Source organism: Mariniflexile fucanivorans, assembly GCF_004341235.1.
GTDB classification, from domain to species: domain Bacteria; phylum Bacteroidota; class Bacteroidia; order Flavobacteriales; family Flavobacteriaceae; genus Mariniflexile; species Mariniflexile fucanivorans.
The window spans coordinates 682,393-700,662 of the sequence record NZ_SLUP01000001.1 but is presented as its reverse complement, the minus strand read 5'-3'; the positions used below and the strand labels follow the sequence as shown (position 1 = coordinate 700,662).

Annotated in this window: 18 protein-coding genes and 1 pseudogene; 13 read left to right on the top strand and 6 right to left on the bottom strand. The window is 33.6% G+C overall.

Annotated elements, in window-relative coordinates; genetic code table 11:
- The first annotated feature begins 5 nt into the window (after positions 1–5).
- The 11 genes from atpE to EV196_RS03060 all read left to right on the top strand — a co-directional run bounded on the left by atpE (position 6) and on the right by EV196_RS03060 (position 10,518).
- Positions 6–197, top strand: a complete 192-nt coding sequence (gene atpE / locus EV196_RS03110) for an ATP synthase F0 subunit C (protein ID WP_117158138.1) — start codon at positions 6–8, stop codon at positions 195–197.
- Positions 198–271: 74 nt separating this feature from the next.
- Complete coding sequence (locus EV196_RS03105; RefSeq protein ID WP_132214779.1) at positions 272–772, top strand: F0F1 ATP synthase subunit B; 501 nt, start codon at positions 272–274, stop codon at positions 770–772.
- A gap of 3 nt (positions 773–775) precedes the next feature.
- On the top strand, positions 776–1,312 hold the full coding sequence (gene atpH, locus EV196_RS03100; protein WP_132214777.1) for an ATP synthase F1 subunit delta: 537 nt from the start codon (positions 776–778) through the stop codon (positions 1,310–1,312).
- A gap of 27 nt (positions 1,313–1,339) precedes the next feature.
- Positions 1,340–2,920, top strand: coding sequence for a F0F1 ATP synthase subunit alpha (gene atpA, locus EV196_RS03095; protein ID WP_132214775.1), 1,581 nt, complete (start codon positions 1,340–1,342; stop codon positions 2,918–2,920).
- Between the two features lie 98 nt (positions 2,921–3,018).
- On the top strand, positions 3,019–3,879 hold the full coding sequence (gene atpG / locus EV196_RS03090) for an ATP synthase F1 subunit gamma (protein WP_132214773.1): 861 nt from the start codon (positions 3,019–3,021) through the stop codon (positions 3,877–3,879).
- A gap of 135 nt (positions 3,880–4,014) precedes the next feature.
- Entirely contained in the window at positions 4,015–5,442 is a 1,428-nt protein-coding gene (locus EV196_RS03085) for an oligosaccharide flippase family protein (protein WP_132214771.1), read from the top strand.
- 1 nt (position 5,443) lies between these two features.
- The gene (gene dut, locus EV196_RS03080; RefSeq protein WP_132214769.1) at positions 5,444–5,878 is read left to right on the top strand and encodes a dUTP diphosphatase; all 435 of its coding nucleotides are present in this window, start codon (positions 5,444–5,446) and stop codon (positions 5,876–5,878) included.
- A gap of 84 nt (positions 5,879–5,962) precedes the next feature.
- Positions 5,963–6,982, top strand: coding sequence for a sugar phosphate nucleotidyltransferase (locus tag EV196_RS03075; RefSeq protein WP_132214767.1), 1,020 nt, complete (start codon positions 5,963–5,965; stop codon positions 6,980–6,982).
- A 172-nt stretch (positions 6,983–7,154) separates the two neighbouring features.
- Positions 7,155–8,516, top strand: coding sequence for a tetratricopeptide repeat protein (locus tag EV196_RS03070; RefSeq protein WP_132214765.1), 1,362 nt, complete (start codon positions 7,155–7,157; stop codon positions 8,514–8,516).
- Complete coding sequence (locus EV196_RS03065; RefSeq protein ID WP_132214763.1) at positions 8,516–9,283, top strand: DUF4292 domain-containing protein; 768 nt, start codon at positions 8,516–8,518, stop codon at positions 9,281–9,283. Before EV196_RS03070 ends, EV196_RS03065 begins: the two co-directional genes overlap by 1 nt.
- Positions 9,283–10,518, top strand: a complete 1,236-nt coding sequence (locus EV196_RS03060; RefSeq protein WP_132214761.1) for a murein hydrolase activator EnvC family protein — start codon at positions 9,283–9,285, stop codon at positions 10,516–10,518. Before EV196_RS03065 ends, EV196_RS03060 begins: the two co-directional genes overlap by 1 nt.
- Positions 10,519–10,653: 135 nt before the next feature.
- On the opposite strand, the gene EV196_RS03055 is transcribed toward EV196_RS03060, so the two are convergent.
- Positions 10,654–11,163, bottom strand: coding sequence for an acyl-CoA thioesterase (locus EV196_RS03055; RefSeq protein WP_132214759.1), 510 nt, complete (start codon positions 11,161–11,163; stop codon positions 10,654–10,656).
- A gap of 66 nt (positions 11,164–11,229) precedes the next feature.
- Entirely contained in the window at positions 11,230–12,177 is a 948-nt protein-coding gene (locus tag EV196_RS03050) for an HU domain-containing protein (protein ID WP_132214757.1), read from the bottom strand.
- A gap of 104 nt (positions 12,178–12,281) precedes the next feature.
- Here EV196_RS03050 and dprA point away from each other — a divergent pair, with 104 nt between their 5' ends.
- On the top strand, positions 12,282–13,385 hold the full coding sequence (dprA, locus tag EV196_RS03045; protein ID WP_132214755.1) for a DNA-processing protein DprA: 1,104 nt from the start codon (positions 12,282–12,284) through the stop codon (positions 13,383–13,385).
- Between the two features lie 469 nt (positions 13,386–13,854).
- Here the strand turns inward: dprA and trpS are convergent.
- Positions 13,855–14,820: pseudogene (gene trpS / locus EV196_RS03040) on the bottom strand (tryptophan--tRNA ligase); the annotation flags it as partial.
- Positions 14,821–14,938: 118 nt separating this feature from the next.
- Between trpS and EV196_RS03035 the strand changes: the two are divergent.
- Entirely contained in the window at positions 14,939–15,676 is a 738-nt protein-coding gene (locus EV196_RS03035; RefSeq protein WP_132214753.1) for a lysophospholipid acyltransferase family protein, read from the top strand.
- 84 nt (positions 15,677–15,760) lie between these two features.
- Here EV196_RS03035 and EV196_RS03030 read toward each other — a convergent pair whose 3' ends face one another.
- From EV196_RS03030 to EV196_RS03020, 3 genes are read right to left on the bottom strand one after another with little or no spacing between them, the layout of a single operon-like run.
- Positions 15,761–17,236, bottom strand: a complete 1,476-nt coding sequence (locus EV196_RS03030) for a hypothetical protein (protein ID WP_132214751.1) — start codon at positions 17,234–17,236, stop codon at positions 15,761–15,763.
- Positions 17,237–17,779 carry an RNA polymerase sigma factor gene (locus tag EV196_RS03025; RefSeq protein WP_132214749.1) on the bottom strand — a complete coding sequence of 181 codons (543 nt, stop codon included), beginning with the start codon at positions 17,777–17,779 and terminating at the stop codon, positions 17,237–17,239. It lies immediately after the preceding gene.
- A gap of 31 nt (positions 17,780–17,810) precedes the next feature.
- A complete protein-coding gene (locus EV196_RS03020; protein WP_132214747.1) occupies positions 17,811–18,224 on the bottom strand; it encodes a hypothetical protein in 414 nt (137 codons plus the stop codon).
- Positions 18,225–18,270 lie beyond the last annotated feature (46 nt).

Genomic DNA, 18,270 nt, shown 5'->3' with positions numbered 1-18,270 from the left:
ATATTATGGAAATCCCAACAATTGTAGGAGCTGGTTTAATCGTTATCGGTGCTGGTTTAGGTATTGGTAGAATTGGTGGACAAGCAATGGAAGCTATTGCTCGCCAACCAGAAGCCTCAGGAAAAATCCAAACAGCTATGCTTATCGCAGCTGCACTTATTGAAGGTATTGGATTTGCTGCTTTATTTGCAGCTTAAAAAACAAAAACAGCTATAACGGTTGGTTATAGCTGTTTTTAAATTAAAAATTAACTGGTTAACAAAACGTATAAATGGAAAAATTAATTGAACAATTTTCATTCGGATTATTCTTCTGGCAATTATTATTATTTGTTGGATTAGTACTTTTATTAAAAAAGTTTGCTTGGAAACCAATTCTTGATGCTGTAGAAAAAAGAGAAGAAGGAATTAAAGATGCATTAGATTCTGCTGAAAAGGCAAAATTAGAGATGCAAAACCTTCAAGCTGATAATCAAAAATTATTAAAAGAAGCAAGAGCAGAGCGTGAAGAGATGCTGAAAGAAGCGAGGGACATCAAAAACAAAATGATTGATGATGCTAAAGGTGAAGCACAAGCACAAGCTAATAAAATGATTGAGCAAGCAACAGCTGCCATTGAAAGTGAAAAGAAAGCTGCCATGGCTGAACTTAAAAGTCAAGTTGCTGGTTTATCTATAGAAATAGCTGAAAAAGTAGTACGTGGTGAATTATCTAACAAAGACAAACAAGAACAATTGGTTGAGTCTATGTTAAGTGAAGCTAAATTAAACTAAAACATGGCAGGAGCAAGAGCAGCAATACGTTACGCAAAAGCAGTACTAAGTTTAGCATCAGACAGAAAAACAGCCGATGCTGTTAACGATGAAATGAAGCTAATAGCTAGTACTATTGCACAAAGTAAAGACTTAAGCGATGCGCTTCAAAGCCCAGTATTAAGTGCTTCAGTTAAAAAATCTGTTTTATTAGAAGTTTTTAAAAAAGCAGATAAAACAACTTTAGGTTTAATCGACACCTTGGTAGCAAATAATAGAATTGCTATTTTAGCAGATGTTGCTGCTAAATACAACCAGTTATACGACAAATCCAAAGGTATTGAAGTTGCTACGGTTACAACAGCAATTCCTTTAACCGATGCTCTAAAACACAAAGTATTGGCAAAAGCAAAAGAGCTTACAGGAAAAGATATTGAAGTACAAAGCATTGTAGATGAAAGCATTTTAGGAGGTTTCATTTTACGAATTGGCGATATACAATATAATGCAAGTATTTCAAATCAATTGAGTAAATTAAAAAGAGAATTCACATTAAACTAAGATATTTATATCTAAATAAATAATAAGATGGCAGAAGTAAAACCAGCTGAAATATCAGCAATCTTAAAGCAACAACTAGCAGGTTTCGAAGCAAGTGCTTCCTTAGACGAAGTTGGAACTGTATTAACTGTAGGTGATGGTATTGTACGTGCTTACGGATTAGCTAACGCACAATATGGTGAGTTAGTAGAATTCGAAGCAGGTTTAGAAGGTATCGTACTGAATCTTGAAGAAGATAACGTAGGTATTGTATTATTAGGAGTTTCTGAAGGCGTAAAAGAAGGTTCTACAGTAAAACGTACAGGTCGTATCGCATCTATTAATGTAGGTGAAGGTATTGTTGGACGTGTTGTTGATACTTTAGGAAACCCAATTGATGGTAAAGGACCTATTGCTGGTAAAACTTACGAGATGCCTTTGGAGCGTAAAGCGCCTGGAGTTATTTTCCGTGAGCCAGTTACCGAGCCATTACAAACAGGTATTAAATCGATCGATGCGATGATTCCTGTAGGTCGTGGTCAACGTGAGTTGGTTATTGGTGACCGTCAAACTGGTAAAACAGCGGTTTGTATTGATACCATCTTAAATCAAAAAGAATTTTACGATGCAGGTGAGCCTGTATATTGTATATATGTTGCCGTTGGTCAAAAAGCATCAACCGTAGCTTTAATTGCTAAAACGTTAGAAGAAAAAGGTGCTTTAGCCTATACAACTATCGTAGCAGCAAACGCATCAGATCCTGCTGCAATGCAAGTGTATGCGCCATTTACAGGAGCGTCTATTGGAGAATATTTTAGAGATACAGGTCGTCCAGCATTAATCGTGTTTGATGATTTATCAAAACAAGCGGTAGCTTACCGTGAGGTGTCTTTATTATTACGTCGTCCACCAGGACGTGAGGCGTATCCAGGTGACGTTTTCTACTTACATTCACGTTTATTAGAGCGTTCTGCAAAAGTGATTAATAATGACGAGATTGCTAAAAACATGAACGACCTTCCTGAATCTTTAAAAGGAATTGTTAAAGGTGGTGGTTCGTTAACAGCGTTACCAATCATTGAAACGCAGGCGGGTGACGTATCAGCTTATATTCCAACAAACGTAATTTCTATTACAGATGGACAAATCTTCTTAGATGGAGATTTATTTAACTCTGGGGTACGTCCAGCAATTAACGTTGGTATTTCGGTATCTCGTGTTGGGGGTAATGCTCAAATTAAATCCATGAAAAAAGTGGCTGGTACTTTAAAATTAGACCAAGCACAATATCGTGAGTTAGAAGCGTTTGCTAAGTTTGGATCCGATTTGGATGCGGTTACTTTAAACGTAATTAACAAAGGTAAACGTAACGTTGAGATTTTAAAACAAGCTCAAAACGATCCGTTTAAAGTGGAAGATCAAATTGCGATTATTTACGCAGGATCTAAAAACTTATTAAGAGATGTACCTGTTGAAAAAGTAAAAGAATTTGAAAGAGATTATCTTGAATTCTTAAAAGCGAAACATGCAAATGTGTTAGCACAATTAAAAGCAGGTAAATTAACTGATGAAGTTACAGATACATTAACAGCTGTAGCTAAAGATTTATCAGGAAAATATAAAGCGTAATCCCCTCTTATATCTTCCCATAGGGGAGAAAACAGCAACGGGAATTTCATATTTAACGAATCAATCCCTCTCCTTTGGAGAGGTTAGGAGAGGAAAAAATGGCAAATCTAAAAGAAATACGTAACAGAATAGCATCGGTATCTTCAACCATGCAGATTACCAGTGCCATGAAAATGGTATCGGCTGCAAAATTAAAGAAAGCACAAGACGCTATTACAGCAATGCGTCCGTATGCAAATAAGCTAACCGAGCTTTTACAAAGTTTAAGTGCTACCTTAGATGCAGATTCTGGAAGTAAATTTTCTACGCAACGCGAAATAAAAAAGGTTTTAATTGTAGTTATAACGTCGAATAGAGGTTTAGCAGGAGCATTTAATTCAAATATTATAAAAGAAGTTAATAGGTTAACATCTAAAACCTATGCCAACCAAGAAGTTTCGTATTTGGCTATTGGAAAAAAAGGTAATGATGCTTTTAAAAAGACCAATAGAGTTATTGCAAATGAAAGTGCTATTTATGACGATTTAACTTTTGATAACGTCGCTGAAATAGCTGAACTATTAATGGCGAAATTTGTTGCTGGCCAATTCGATAAAATTGAAATTGTTTATAATAAGTTTAAAAACGCTGCGACACAAGAAGTCATGGTTGAACAATTTTTACCAATAGTTCCTGTGAAATCAGAGTCAAATGTGAATTTAGATTACATTTTTGAACCATCAAAAATTGAAATCGTTGAACAGTTAATTCCTAAGTCGTTAAAAACACAACTGTTTAAAGGTGTTAGAGACTCTTTTGCGAGCGAACACGGTGCACGTATGACTGCGATGCACAAAGCAACAGATAATGCAACAGAGTTAAGGGATCAGCTTAAATTAACGTATAATAAAGCGCGTCAAGCTGCGATTACCAATGAAATTTTAGAGATTGTTGGTGGAGCAGAAGCACTAAATAACTAGTTTTATCATTTCTGCATAAGCAGAAATCCTTTATATATTCAAAAGCCTCAATTATTTGAGGCTTTTTTTATGTCATGATTATTTTTATAGCTCTCTTGAATTATCTACTTTTAACACAACTAATTATATGTTAATTTGAGCGTATTAAAAAAGTTTTTTAAGGACACTATTATTTATGGTTTAGCAACTGTTTTACCTCGTTTAATGAACTTTTTATTAGTGCCATTACACACAGGCAAATTAGCAACTACAAGCTATTCTGATAACACAACGTTTTATGTATATGCTGCTTTTTTTAATGTGCTATTAACCTATGGAATGGAAACTGCTTTTTTTAGATTTTTTAATAAATCTGATGAGAAAGATAAAGTTTTTTCAACCACATTTATAAGTTTAGTTGTAACAACTATTTTATTTTTTTTAATTGTGGTGTTTGTTTTTAATCAGCAACTTTCAATATGGCTTAATATTTCACAAAAGTATTTTAATATTCTTTTGGGTTTATTAGTTTTAGATACGCTTGTTGTGGCGCCTTTTGCTTACTTAAGGGCTACAGGTAGACCCATTAAATTCGCATCTATAAAAATTGCTAATATTTTAATTTATGTGTTATTAAATTATTTCTTCTTATGGGCAATACCAAAATTTAATATAAACGTACCTTATTATGATGAATCAGATTTGGTTCAGTATATTTTTATAGCTAATTTAATAGCTAGCACCGTTACACTTTTATTATTGTCTCCTTATTTTTTTAAAACAAAGTTAGAGTTTAGTAAGCGTGTGTTTAAACAACTTATTAATTATGGATGGCCCATTATGATAGCTGGTTTAGCTTATGTAATTAATGAGAATTTTGATAAATGGATACTCCCATATTTGCTTGATAAAGATATAAATGGTGCTTATAGTGGTTGTTATAAAATAGCAATGTTTATGACCATTTTTATTCAAGCCTTTCGTTTGGGAGCAGAACCTTTTTTCTTTTCACATTCAAAAGAAGTAAATGCTAAAGAAACCTATGCATTAATTATGAAGTATTTTGTAATTGTGGGTAGTTTTATGTTGGTTTTTATTATTTCATATTTAGATATTTTTAAAATAGCGTTGGTTAAAGATGAAAGTTATTGGCAAGCCATTTCTATAGTGCCCATCGTATTAATTGCCAATTTATGTTTGGGAATCTATTTTAATTTGGCTATTTGGTATAAATTGACAGATAAAACGAGGTATGGTATGTATTTATCTATAGTTGGAGCTGTTATTACTATTGCTTTTAATTTATTTTTTATTAAAAGAATGGGCTTCATAGCTGCTGCTTGGGCTACTTTGGCTGCATATGGTGTTATGATGGTGTTATCATATATAATTGGCCAAAAACATTATAGAGTTCCTTACGATTTAAAGAAAATATTAGGGTATTTAACTTTAGCAATTGTATTATCCATCATTACATTAAATACAAATGGCAATTATTACATTAATACTTTTTTAGTTTTGTTATTTTTGGGAAATGTAATCTTGTTTGAACGAAATGAACTAAAACGACTATTAAAAAAATAATATGAAAATTAAAATAATAAACAAATCAAGTCACGCATTACCAAATTATGAAACCCTTGCTTCGGCTGGAATGGATTTGCGAGCCAATTTATCAGAATCTCGTGTTTTAAAACCATTAGAACGAACCATAGTTGGTACGGGGCTATTCATAGAACTACCAATAGGTTACGAAGCACAGGTACGTCCACGTAGTGGTTTAGCAGCTAAAAAAGGAATTACTGTTTTAAACGCACCGGGAACCGTTGATGCTGATTACAGAGGTGAAATTGGCGTTATTTTGGTTAACCTTTCCCATGATAATTTCACTATTGAAAATGGGGAACGTATCGCCCAATTGGTTATTGCAAAACATGAGCGAGCCGAATGGATTGATGTTGCAGAATTAACTGAAACCGCTAGAGGAGAAGGTGGTTTTGGGAGTACAGGAACCAAGTGATTGAAGAATTACGATTAACGATTTTTGATTTCAGAATATAAATCAAATACACAAATCAACGAATAAACGAATCAACTCAAAAAAATGAAAATAATAGTACCAATGGCAGGACGAGGGTCTCGTTTGCGTCCACATAGTTTAACAGTACCAAAACCTTTAATTCCAGTAGCAGGTCAACCTATTGTTCATCGTTTAGTAAAGGACATTGCTAAAGTTTTAAAACAACCTATTGATGAAATTGCATTTGTTTTAGGCGATCCCGCTTTTTTTGGTGATGATGTTGTTCAAAGCTTAGAAAAACTAGCAACCGATTTAGGTGCCAAAGCATCCATTTACCGTCAAGATTTACCTTTGGGTACTGGTCACGCCATTATGTGTGCGAAACCATCTTTATCAGGTCCTGCAGTTATAGCTTATGCCGATACGTTGATACGTGCTCAATTCGATTTAGATCCAGCCGCAGATAGCGTTATTTGGACCAAACAAGTGGACAACCCAGAAGCTTACGGTGTGGTGAAACTAAATGCAAACCAAGAGATCGTCGAGTTGGTTGAAAAACCAGAAACGTTTGTAAGCGACCAAGCCGTAATTGGTATTTATTATTTTAAGGATGTAGCGGTTTTAAAAGAAAAACTACAACAAATTTTAGATGAAAACGTTACCAATGGAGGCGAATACCAAATTAATGATGGTATTAAACGTATGATGGCCGATGGAAAAATTTTTAAAACAGGATCGGTTGATGAGTGGATGGATTGTGGAAACAAAGCCATAACCGTTGAAACAAATACCAGAATGTTAGGATTTTTAAAAGCAGATGGAGAAGAACAATTGGTAGCAACTTCGGCGAAATTGGAAGATTCTAGCATTATCGAACCTTGTTTTATTGGCGAAAATGTGGTGCTTAAAAACAGTACGGTTGGACCTAATGTGTCGATTGGAAATAATAGTGTTATCGAAAATTCAACTATAAAAAATAGTTTGATTCAAACAAACACCATTATTAAAAATGCTAATTTGGATGATGCCATGATTGGTAACCACGTAAAATTTGACGGGAAATTTACGAGTGTGAGTATTGGTGATTATTCTGTTTTAGAATAAGGTCATAACAAATTTGGAATAACTTTTGACTAAACCAATTGTGGGCAAACACGCGCGTTAGGGATTGAAGCGGCATCCTTTTTTGTCATTAAAAGCAAAAAAGATATAGCGTAAAGCCCGACCCGGTTCCTGAACTTGTTTCAGGATAAGGGTAACGCCCAATTAACAATTTATGAAGCAAAAAATCTACATAGTCATCTTTATCATCGGAACATTTTTGCTTCCGCAGATAAATTATGCCCAAGTAGATTTTAATAAAAAGCCAGATGATGATTTAGGCGATGTTGAAGATAAATTTCAAGAGCAATTTTACGAAGCGTTAAAACAAAAAGGTATTGAGAATTACGACCGTTCGGTGACCGCGCTTTTAAAATGTATTGAATTGGATAATTCAGTACCTGTTTTATATTATGAACTGGGAAAAAACTACAATCAGCTTAAAAATTTTGGCGCTGCTGAAGATGCGTTTAAAAAAGCCATAAGTAAAGCACCTGAAAATGAATGGTTTTTGGATGCACTTTACAGTTTTTACATGGAACAAAATGAGTTTGATAAGGCCATAAAAACGGTGAAGCAATTGTTGAAATATCACCCCGATTACAAAGAGAATTTAGCAGCCTTGTATGTAAAAACCAAGGATTATGATGAAGCTTTAAAAATTTTGGATGCATTGGATGCCGAATTTGGTATTTCGGTGGCACGCGACATCATGCGAAATCAAATTTACGAAGCTACAGGACGTAAAAAAGACCAAATTAAAAACTTGGAAGCGCGCGTTGAAGATAATCCAGATAAAGAATCTAATTATTTGCAACTCATTTTCCGCTACAGCGAAAATAACGAAAAGGAAAAAGCGTTTGAAACGGCTAAGGAATTATTGAAAATAAATTCGAATTCACAAATTGTTCATTTGGCTCTATACAAATTTTATTTAGATGAAAATAATGCTGAAAAGGCTATTGAATCGATGAAAATTGTGGTTAAAAGCCCCGAAATAAAACCAGAGGCTAAACTAAAAGTACTTACAGATTTTGTTCAGTTTGTAGGTGAAAATCCGCAATACGAAGCCGATTTAGTTGAAGCAACAGCTTTAGTGGGTGATAGTAACAACAGCAAAACACTTATAGAACTGGGGCAGTATTATTTATCTAAAAACAACAAACCAAAGGCTTTAGAGTATTTTGAAGCGGCTTTAAAAATAGATTCAGAAAACTTCAATGTACTTCGCAACGTATTGTTACTTTACATAGATTTGCAAAAGTTTGATGTGGCAGAAAAAAAGAGTAACGAAGTGTTGCAAAAGTACCCAGCACAACCGTTGTTTTATTTAATAAATGGCGTAGCATTAAACCAATTAAACCAACCAAAAAAAGCGGTTGATATTTTAGAAACGGGATTGGATTTTATAATTGATGATACCAAAATGGAAATCGATTTTTATAAGCAATTAAGTAACGCTTATAACTCGTTAAACAATACAGCAAAGGCAAAAACGTTTAGTGATAAAGCAAAACAATTAGAAACCTCAAATTAATGAAGCTATTAAAGTACATTGTTTTAACCTTGTTGGCATTGGTAGTGGTTAGTTGTAAAACGACTAAAACCATTTCAGGTGGTGAAACCAATTTAAATTTAACAACCAAACAGCTCATAAAGGAAAATGCCAAAAGTGCGCCAGACTTTAAAACCTTGCAATCGAGACTTAAAATAAGCTATGCTCAAGGCGATAAAGAACAATCGTACACCGTAAATTTTAGAGCAAAAAAAGATGAGGTGATATGGATAAGTGCTATGTTTTCGGTTGTAAAAGCGTTAGTTACACCAGAGAAAGTAAGTTTCTATAATAAAATAGATAACACTTATTTTGAAGGCGATTATAAATATTTAAGTGATTTGTTAGGAACTGAATTAGATTTTCAAAAAGTACAGAATTTGTTACTTGGGGAGGCTATTTTCCCTTTGAATTCAAATGCTTATGAAGTTTCTGTTAATGAGGATGCTTATATTCTTCAACCCAAACAACAACGTGAACTTTTTGAAATTTTCTTTTTGTTAGACCCCATTCATTTTAAAATAAAATCCCAACAAGTATCGCAACCAAAAGAGTTGAGGCATTTGCAGATAGATTATTTAACCTATCAAGAAGTAGAAAAGCAAACATTACCAGAAAATATAAAAGTAATTGCTGTTGAAGCTAAAAGTGAAACTGTTATAGATTTAGAGTTTAAAGGTGTAACTTTAAATGAAAATTTAAGTTTTCCTTATAAAATACCCTCAGGTTTTAAAGAAATAAAACTTTAATGTTACAAAATAACCATCCATTTAAAATAGTAGTACTACTAAGCTTTTTGTTTTGTAGTGTTTTTTCGTTTTCCCAAAGTGCCAAACAACAAGAATTGGAGGCGCGTAGGCAGGAACTCCGTTTGGAAATTCAAAAAATTGCCAAGTTACGTTCAGAAAATCAAAGTAAACAAAAATCGCAATTAACCTTAATTCAAGATTTCAAGCACAAAATAGATGTGTTGGATAAGTTTATTAAAGTCACCAACCAACAAGCGAATTTAATAAACCGAGATATTAATTATAACCAAAGAAAAATAACAAGTTTAAGAGACGAATTAAAGGTTTTAAAGGAAGATTATGCGGCTATGATGGTGAAGTCCTATAAAAGCAAAAACCAACAAAGTAGAATCATGTTTTTGCTTTCAGCGAATGATTTCAAACAGGCATATAAGCGTTTGCAGTATATGAAGCAATATACGGATCATCAAAAAGAACAAGGTGAAACGATAAAAGCAAAATCGGCCGAATTACAAGCTACCAACTTAGATTTGCTAAAACAACAAGAAACCAAGAAAAAACTGATTGCTGAAAACAGAGAAGTTCAAAAAACATTAGAAGGCGAACGTAAACAGCATGAAGAATTAATGAAAGCCATTAAAAAGAATCTATCTGTTTATGCAGCCCAAATAAAACAAAAACAACAAGAAGCCGATAGAATTGATGCTGAAATAGACCGTATTATTAAAGAAGCCATTGCTAAATCGAATAAAAAATCGGGTGCTACAACAACAAAAAGTTCTTCTGGGTTTGCTTTAACGCCAGAAGAAAAGGTTTTAGCAGCCAATTTTGTATCAAATAAGGGCAAATTACCGTGGCCAGTTGAAAAGGGCTATGTAACGCTAGGTTATGGCACACAACCGCACCCTATTGATAATTCGTTAACTATTAAAAGTAATGGCGTACGTATAGCAACTGAAAAAGGCGCTAAAGTACTCGCTGTTTTTAATGGGGAAGTAAGTGCCATTATTAGAATGAAAAACGTGAATCCTATAGTGATGATCCGTCATGGAGATTATATAACTTTATACAAGAATCTATCATCGGTATTTGTAAAAGAGGGCGATAAAGTAACTACGAAACAAGTTATAGGCGAAGTATTTACGAACCCTTCAAACGGAGAAACCATTTTAAGTTTTTCAATTTCTAAAGGTACAGCGACTGAAAATCCGGCATCTTGGGTTTTTAAAATGTAACAAATTCCTGCGAAAGCAGGAATCTCTTTTTAAAGTTATTGTATGAACGAGGCAATCTGTTAATTTTTGTATTATTCAAACCAATTTACCTCTCGCATTTTAAAAAGGATACCGCTATCCAGAACGTAAAAAGCCTTACTTAAAAAAAGCTCTTAATTCTGAAGCATCAATAGGTTTCATTTTACCAGATAATAATAAACTTAACTGTTTACGGCGTAAAGCAGCATCAAAACGTTGTTTTTCCAAATCGGTTTCAGGGATTATTTCTGGTACTAAAACAGGTTTTCCAATATCATCAACCGCCACAAAGGTATAAATACCTTCATTGGCTTTAGTTCGATCTCCAGATTGCCTATCTTCAATCCAAACATCAATAAATACTTCCATCGATGTTTTAAAGGCCCGTGATACTTTTGCTTCTACCGTAACCACACTACCTAAAGGTACTGCTTTATTAAAAGCCACATGATTTACAGATGCCGTTACCACAATATGTCTGCAATGGCGTCCTGCAGCTATACTCGCTGCTCTATCCATACGTGCTAATAATTCGCCGCCAAAAAGGTTGTGTAAACTATTGGTTTCACCAGGTAAAACAACGTCGGTAAGTGTTGTTTTAGATTGTTTGGGTGTTTTTGCTTGCATAACAACATGTTTAAAGTTGCGCAAAGAAAAGGATTTTAGAATTTAGAATGTCTTTTTAAGAATTAATTATTCAGCAGTTACGTTCAAATCCTTAACCAACAACCAAGCATCTTCATTGTGATAATTTCTAACGTCACGCAATACTTTTAAAGCTTCTTCGCCAGTTTCATAACTACCGTAAACCACTTCGTGTAAACCATATTTGTTTACGCCAATGGTTCTAGCATTATAACCTTGCTCTTTTAATTGGCTAATGATTGATTCGCAGTTATCTTCAACCCTAAAAGCACCAGCAACCACGTGGTAATTACCAGATTGTTTAGTCACATTTAAAGTGATAGCAGGAAGCGGATTTAAATTAAAAGTAGCTTGCTCAATCTTAGCTTCCAATTGTTGTGTTGCTTGATCTTGAGCTATTTGATTGTGTTGCTCAATTTGATCGATATAATATTTAGAAGACACCAATCCACCTAAAGTTAATGCAATTAAAGCTACCGCAGCGTATTTAAAATACGGTTTAGACTTGCGTTTTTCTGGAGTAATTGTTAATGGAATTACTTTTTCAATAGCTTCAACTTCCGTTTTATAAACTTCACGAGACACTTTAGGCGATACTAATTGAGACAACCCAAAAGAATCTGTTAAATAGTTAAGTTGATAAACAGGTTCAAATAAAATTTTACCTTCACTATTAAAAGTAATGTCACCAATATTCTTAAAAGTAATGGTTTCTCCTTGTGTTAAGTATGATTTTATGCTATTTACACGTTTTGCAATTTTCTCATTAGCAACCTCAAAAGGAATTTTTTCCACATCGGCAATGTAATGCGCTAATAAGCCATCGTTTTTTTGAATCTGCTCGTTAAACGACACCGTTTTTTTAGGTGGATAAAAGCTATTCGTAGCATCATCAATCGTTGCAGATGTACGTTGGGTTAAAAATGCACCAAATTCTGGTATGGTAACACACTCATATCTATAGAGTAAATCGCTTATGTAAGTTTCTAATTGCATAGAAACAAAGTTAAAATTTTTTGCTTTTAGATAAAATTTACAGCGAAGTATTTATTAACATCGTAAAAAATTCTTTTCTTTAACTTCGAAATCAACAATATAGAATGACCGAAAACGATTTGCTTTACACTTTAGCGTTGCAACATGTGCCAAACATAGGGGATATTACGGCAAAACGACTCATTTCACATTGTGGTTCTGCGGAAGCTGTTCTGAAGGAAAAGAAACAAAACTTACTTAAAATTGATGGTATTGGAAGTGTGATTTTAGGCGATTTGTTTAAACCACACCATTTAAAGGAAGCTGAAAATGAACTCATATTCATTAAAGAAAATAACATTCAGGTTTTATATTTTGAAGAAGAAAATTATCCTGATAAACTTAAGCATTGTATTGATGGTCCTCTTGTGTTATTTCAATCGGGAAACATTCATTTAAAACAACAACGTATCATTAGTATTGTTGGAGCCCGAAAAATTACCTCAAACGGTATAGCATTTTGTGAAGATTTGGTTGAAAAACTAGCCATTTACAATCCCGTTATTGTTTCTGGTTTTGCATATGGCACCGATATTACAGCCCATAAAGCAGCTATAAAGCATAATTTACAAACTATTGGTTGTTTGGCGCACGGATTGAACCAAATTTATCCAGCGGTGCATAAAAGGTATATGGTGGATGTTGAAAAGAAAGGTGGCTTTTTTACCGATTTCTGGAGCACGGATACCTTCGATAGAAACAACTTTTTAAAGAGAAACCGAGTGATTGCGGGGTTGAGTGAAGCTACTATTGTGATAGAATCTGCTGAAAAAGGCGGAAGCTTAGTCACTGCCGATATTGCCAATTCATACAACCGTGATGTCTTTGCAGTACCTGGTAGAACCACCGATTCGCAAAGTGTAGGCTGTAACAATTTAATTAAACACCAAAAAGCACATATGTTAACAACACCTTTAGATGTGCCTTATATATTGGGTTGGAAATTAGATGACGATAAAAAACCTGTTATTCAAAAACAGTTGTTTGTTGAATTAGATGCTACCGAAAAAATAATTTATAACCATTTAAAAGACAACGAAAAACAGCAGTTGGATATGATTGCTATTAATTGCAATCTACCTATTTTTAAAGTAGCCAGCGTGTTGTTGAATATGGAACTTAAAGGTGTTGTGCGCCCGTTACCCGGGAAGTTGTTTGAGGTTATCTAATATTAATTCTTGCTTTATATTTTAGGGAAGAAACAATAAGTTTAAAAATATCAATTTCTAACTTAAAGCAATAAATTAATTGATTAACTTTTAGAATATAATTATATAAATGAGTTTCATTCTTTATTACTTTTAAATCTTTGTTTGTTATCGCATAATGTAAAGACTCATCTTGAGTTGTTTTGTCGAATAATTTAATTGTTTGATTTAAAATTTCGCTTGCTGAATTTAGTTTTTCTGAACTTTTCAAGTTTAAACTATCTAATTCAAAATTTATCTTTCTTTGACAATTATCTTGATCTAAAATTTGTTGGATATCTATGTTTAAAAACTGTTGGAGATTATTGTTTCCATGTGTTTTATTCCAATAGTTAATGGCTTGTCTGTGATTTGTTTTCCAAGATTTAATTTTAGAATTGAGGCTGTTAAAGTATTTATCTTGAATTGTTAGAGTTAGTTTAATTGTACTATACCCAACCTTCTCACGAACTCGTTTCAAAACATCATCAGCAACCAATCTCGCTTTTTCAGCACCTAAAGACAAAGCTTTATCAAGCTCATTAAGGTTATTCATATAATAATGGTAACGCTCGCGTTGAACCGCAAAGGTTTCAACTATCAATTCAAACAAGGCTTGTTTGGCGTGTCCGTAACCATAATTACCATTTTCATAATGGGCTTTCATGATTTTTATTTGCTCATCATTAGCCAACAAACGGTAAATAGCAAAACAGTTACAGGTTTTCCAATCTTTAGGGTCTTCAAGTGCTGTGCTATCGGTTTGAATGGTCATTATTTGCTTGCGTAGTTTTTTATCGTCTAAAAATATATTGATGGTGTTATCTCTACTTTTGCTCATTTTTTCACCATCTGTACCAGGAATAAGCATGATGTTTTCTTCCACTTTCCCTTCTGGCAATACAAAAACGTCTCCCATTTTCGCATGAAAACGAGAAGCCACATCGCGTGTCATTTCAATATGTTGCAACTGGTCTTTCCCTACGGGAATTATTTCAGCATCATATAATAAAATATCGGCAGCCATAAGCATGGGGTAGGTAAACAAACCAGCATTTACATCTTCCAGCCTATCGGCTTTATCTTTAAAACTATGTGCCAATGTTAAGCGTTGATACGGAAAAAAACAGCTTAAATACCACGATAATTCGGTTACTTGCGGAATATCACTTTGTCTGTAAAATACGGTTTTCTCAACATCCAACCCAAAGGCTAACCAAGCAGCAGCCACCGAATAGGTGTTTTGCCTTAAAGTTTCGGCATCTTTAATCAGGGTTAACGTGTGTAAATTGGCTATAAATAAAAACGAATCGTTTTCGGGGCTGTTAGCCATTTTTATTGCGGGCATTAATGCGCCTAAAATATTTCCTAAATGTGGTATTCCTGTAGCTTGTATGCCAGTAAGTATTCTTGCCATCCTGTCATTCCCACGAAGGTGGGAATCTATTTTTAATTAATAATTTTAAAATTTTAACAGCAACAAAGGTAATTTTTTTAATAGAATTGCTCAATACAATTATGTATTTTTGGGCTTGATGAAGCTTTTTAAATATCTATTCTGGATTTTATACCGTATTTGGTTCTACATACTTGTAGCATTGCCAATACTTATTTTGTTTCCTATACTTTTAGTTTCTATTTTGAAAGAGTCGTGGTATCCATACTTTTTTAAATTGGCGCGTTTTTGGGCAAAAATAATTTTAGTAGGCATGGGTTTTCGATGGAAAATAGAAAGAGAACAAACGCCCGAAAAAGACGAAAGCTATATGCTTATTGCCAACCATACCTCTATGGCCGATATTATGCTCATGTTAATTTCAATAAAAAACCCCTTTGTTTTTGTGGGGAAAAAGGAGCTGACTAAAATTCCGTTATTCGGTTTTTTTTATAAGCGCACCTGTATTTTGGTTGATAGAAGTTCTGAAAAAAGCCGAAAAGCTGTTTTTTTAAGAGCACAGAGACGATTAAAAACAGGGGTGAGTATTTGTATTTTTCCTGAAGGCGGCGTGCCAGAAGAACACATTATGCTAGATGATTTTAAAGATGGCGCTTTTAGGTTGGCTATTAACCATCATATTCCTGTTATACCCATCACTTTTGGAGATAATAAAAAACGACTTTCGTACACCTTCTTTAGTGGAGGTCCTGGTAAAATGCGTGTAAAAATCCATAAATTTTTATCCACTGAAAATTTAACGGTTCAAGATACAAAGTCATTAAATGAAAAGGCGAGAACCATTATTTTGGAACAATTGCAAGATTTCAATCCATAAAAAAAACGACTCTGGGGAGAGCCGTTTTCATTGATATTAATTTCCGAGCTTAAGGAAAATTAATATCTAGATCTAACCAAAAACCTAGAATTTAATGGCGAATCCGGTATAAACACCAATAAAATAGGGTGTAAAATCGCCAGAAGTATTATTAAACGTGTTAATTTGATATTTAAACATAGGTTCTAAATTCAAATCTATTTTTTGTGAGATTTGGTAATTAAAACCAATACCAAAATTAGCACTATAACTTACGTTGTTTATATTGCTAGCTTCACCCAAAAAGGTTCGTGTACCCGTTTCGGCTTCAGAATATATTTTATTATCACTTAAAAAGAACGAACTAAAACCACCAATTAAGTTAACTCCTAATTTTCTATTTAAAAGCGCATATTGAATTTCCAAAGGCACTTCTATATAGCCTAAAGCCTGATTGATAGAGGTGTTGGTGGTAACAAACGATTCTGGTTTAGCACTTATACTTTCACCACTAACAATTGAAAGATTATCAGATGAATAGTTGGAGGCGCTCCCATCAACATTTTGTAACGCACGCATACTTGAATTTACACCAACCGATTGATAAACAACCACATTGTTGGTATTATAGCCTAAGTTCACTTTGTTAATACCCGAACGTACTTTTATTTTATCGTTAATAACATAACTAGCACTAATACCATAACTCATGTTTACTTCGCCCGTTTTAGAGTTGGCGTTAAATTGAGGGTCTATAGACGAGCCTTCGCCTAAACTATTAAAATAAACAGGTGCTGCATTTGGGGTAATGCGCCATTTGTTCGCGCTTTTTTCATTTTCAATAACATCTTTATTTTTTTCTAAAGCTTCTTCAATGGTTATTGATGTTTTTTCTTTGTTTTCAGCTTTTGCAACAGTGGTGCTGTCTTTTGAAGTATTACTAATGATTTCTTTAGCTCTTTGATTGTTTATTAAAGCTGAGTTTTTTTTAGATGTTTCCTCTTTTATTTCAGAATTATCAGCAATGTTTTTAGAAGTGTTTTTTTCTTCGGAAACAGTAGCAACCGCATTATTATTTGAACTTGTTAAATTGTTTGTTGCGTTCGGTTTTTTATTTGAAGACAAGCTAGATGGATGTTTTCTTTTGTCTTTATGGGTTGAAATAGATGTATTTGAAGTGGATGATTCTTGAGACGCATGCGTTGAATGTGATATAACATTGGTGTTATTTTTAGAATCATTTTCTACATCACTTGGTGCCACATGGTTATTTTCAACAGCAATTTTAGTTTCGGTTGAATTGTTTGAACTTCGCGTTTGCGTGTTTTCAGTATCTACAACATTTGTTGGTTTTTGTTTTATATCTTTTTTATTGAAATAATAAGAACCACCAATGGTTAACAGTAACGCTAATAGTGCCGCAACGCCAGCATATTGCCACCATATAGGGATGATGCGGCGTTTTTTCTTGTCTTGGTTAAGTTCTGCTTCAATGTTTTTCCAAACAGCGTCGCTAGGAGTCGCTTCAAAATCTTTGAAGCGCTCTTGAAATAACCTATCTATATGTTTTTTATCATTCATTTATAATGATTGAGAGCTTTCTGATGTTTTGTAATCTTCAATGTTTTGCTTCAAAATTTGTCTGGCGCGTGCTAAGTTTGATTTTGAAGTACCAATATTAATATCTAGCATGTTTGCTATGTCTTTATGCGAATAATCATCTAGTACATACAGGTTAAAAACCAATCGGTATCTATCTGGTAATTCTTGGATGATTTTTAAAAGATAGTCGATGGAAAGGGCTTCTTCATCAACTTCTAATTCAACATCATCAATAATATTTTCATTTACAATATCAAAAACCTTTTCTTTTCTGTACTGCTGTAAAACGGTATTTATAGTAATGCGCTTTAACCAGCCTTCAAAAGAGCCTTTGTTTTTGTATTGTTCAATTTTTTTGAAAATGGTTAAAAAAGCATCTTGTAAATTATCTTCCGCTTCGACATAATTACGCGAATACTTCAAGCACACAGAGAAAAGTTTACTCGAAAAGAGTTTATACAATTCACTTTGTGCTTTAATATCATTTTTTTTACAATTTTCTATGAGTAGATTTAAACTCAATTTAAAAAAATGGATTAGTTAATACTTAAACTTATTCTGTTACTGGTACTTCAATAATTAAGTATTGATCTTCTCCATTTTCATCTTCACCTTGCCAAAACTTAAATATGTAAGAACCGTTACTTGTAACTACAAAGTTAAAAGTAGCGTCTTCTGTAACATTTTCCAAAGTTTGGCAATTATCATTTTCATAAACCAATGTTATGGGTGCCACAGTACGTTCATTTAGGTTTTTTGAATAATAAAATTCTCTAAAAACATGGCAAGTTGAGGGGTTTAAATACGTAACCGTTATTGGGTATGTTTCTCCTAGAGTAAATTCAGTAGGGATATCAACACTCTCTACGGATAAAATTTCAAAGCTATAATTATCGTTGTCGTTGTCGTCAAGACTACAAGAAACAAGCAAAACTAAAGCTAAACTTAGGGCTATTAACTTTTTCATAAAATTCGACTTTAAATATTTAAATAGTTTTTATTTTATAGATGCA

Coding starts and splice junctions, on each gene's coding strand:
- atpG (WP_132214773.1), top strand. CDS start 3,019: ATGGCAAATCTAAAAGAAATACGTAACAGAATAGCATCGGTATCTTCA.
- EV196_RS03035 (WP_132214753.1), top strand. CDS start 14,939: ATGAAGCTTTTTAAATATCTATTCTGGATTTTATACCGTATTTGGTTC.
- EV196_RS03060 (WP_132214761.1), top strand. CDS start 9,283: ATGTTACAAAATAACCATCCATTTAAAATAGTAGTACTACTAAGCTTT.
- EV196_RS03105 (WP_132214779.1), top strand. CDS start 272: ATGGAAAAATTAATTGAACAATTTTCATTCGGATTATTCTTCTGGCAA.
- EV196_RS03020 (WP_132214747.1), bottom strand. CDS start 18,224: ATGAAAAAGTTAATAGCCCTAAGTTTAGCTTTAGTTTTGCTTGTTTCT.
- EV196_RS03055 (WP_132214759.1), bottom strand. CDS start 11,163: ATGCAAGCAAAAACACCCAAACAATCTAAAACAACACTTACCGACGTT.
- dut (WP_132214769.1), top strand. CDS start 5,444: ATGAAAATTAAAATAATAAACAAATCAAGTCACGCATTACCAAATTAT.
- EV196_RS03070 (WP_132214765.1), top strand. CDS start 7,155: ATGAAGCAAAAAATCTACATAGTCATCTTTATCATCGGAACATTTTTG.
- atpA (WP_132214775.1), top strand. CDS start 1,340: ATGGCAGAAGTAAAACCAGCTGAAATATCAGCAATCTTAAAGCAACAA.
- EV196_RS03050 (WP_132214757.1), bottom strand. CDS start 12,177: ATGCAATTAGAAACTTACATAAGCGATTTACTCTATAGATATGAGTGT.
- atpE (WP_117158138.1), top strand. CDS start 6: ATGGAAATCCCAACAATTGTAGGAGCTGGTTTAATCGTTATCGGTGCT.
- EV196_RS03065 (WP_132214763.1), top strand. CDS start 8,516: ATGAAGCTATTAAAGTACATTGTTTTAACCTTGTTGGCATTGGTAGTG.
- dprA (WP_132214755.1), top strand. CDS start 12,282: ATGACCGAAAACGATTTGCTTTACACTTTAGCGTTGCAACATGTGCCA.
- atpH (WP_132214777.1), top strand. CDS start 776: ATGGCAGGAGCAAGAGCAGCAATACGTTACGCAAAAGCAGTACTAAGT.
- EV196_RS03075 (WP_132214767.1), top strand. CDS start 5,963: ATGAAAATAATAGTACCAATGGCAGGACGAGGGTCTCGTTTGCGTCCA.
- EV196_RS03030 (WP_132214751.1), bottom strand. CDS start 17,236: ATGAATGATAAAAAACATATAGATAGGTTATTTCAAGAGCGCTTCAAA.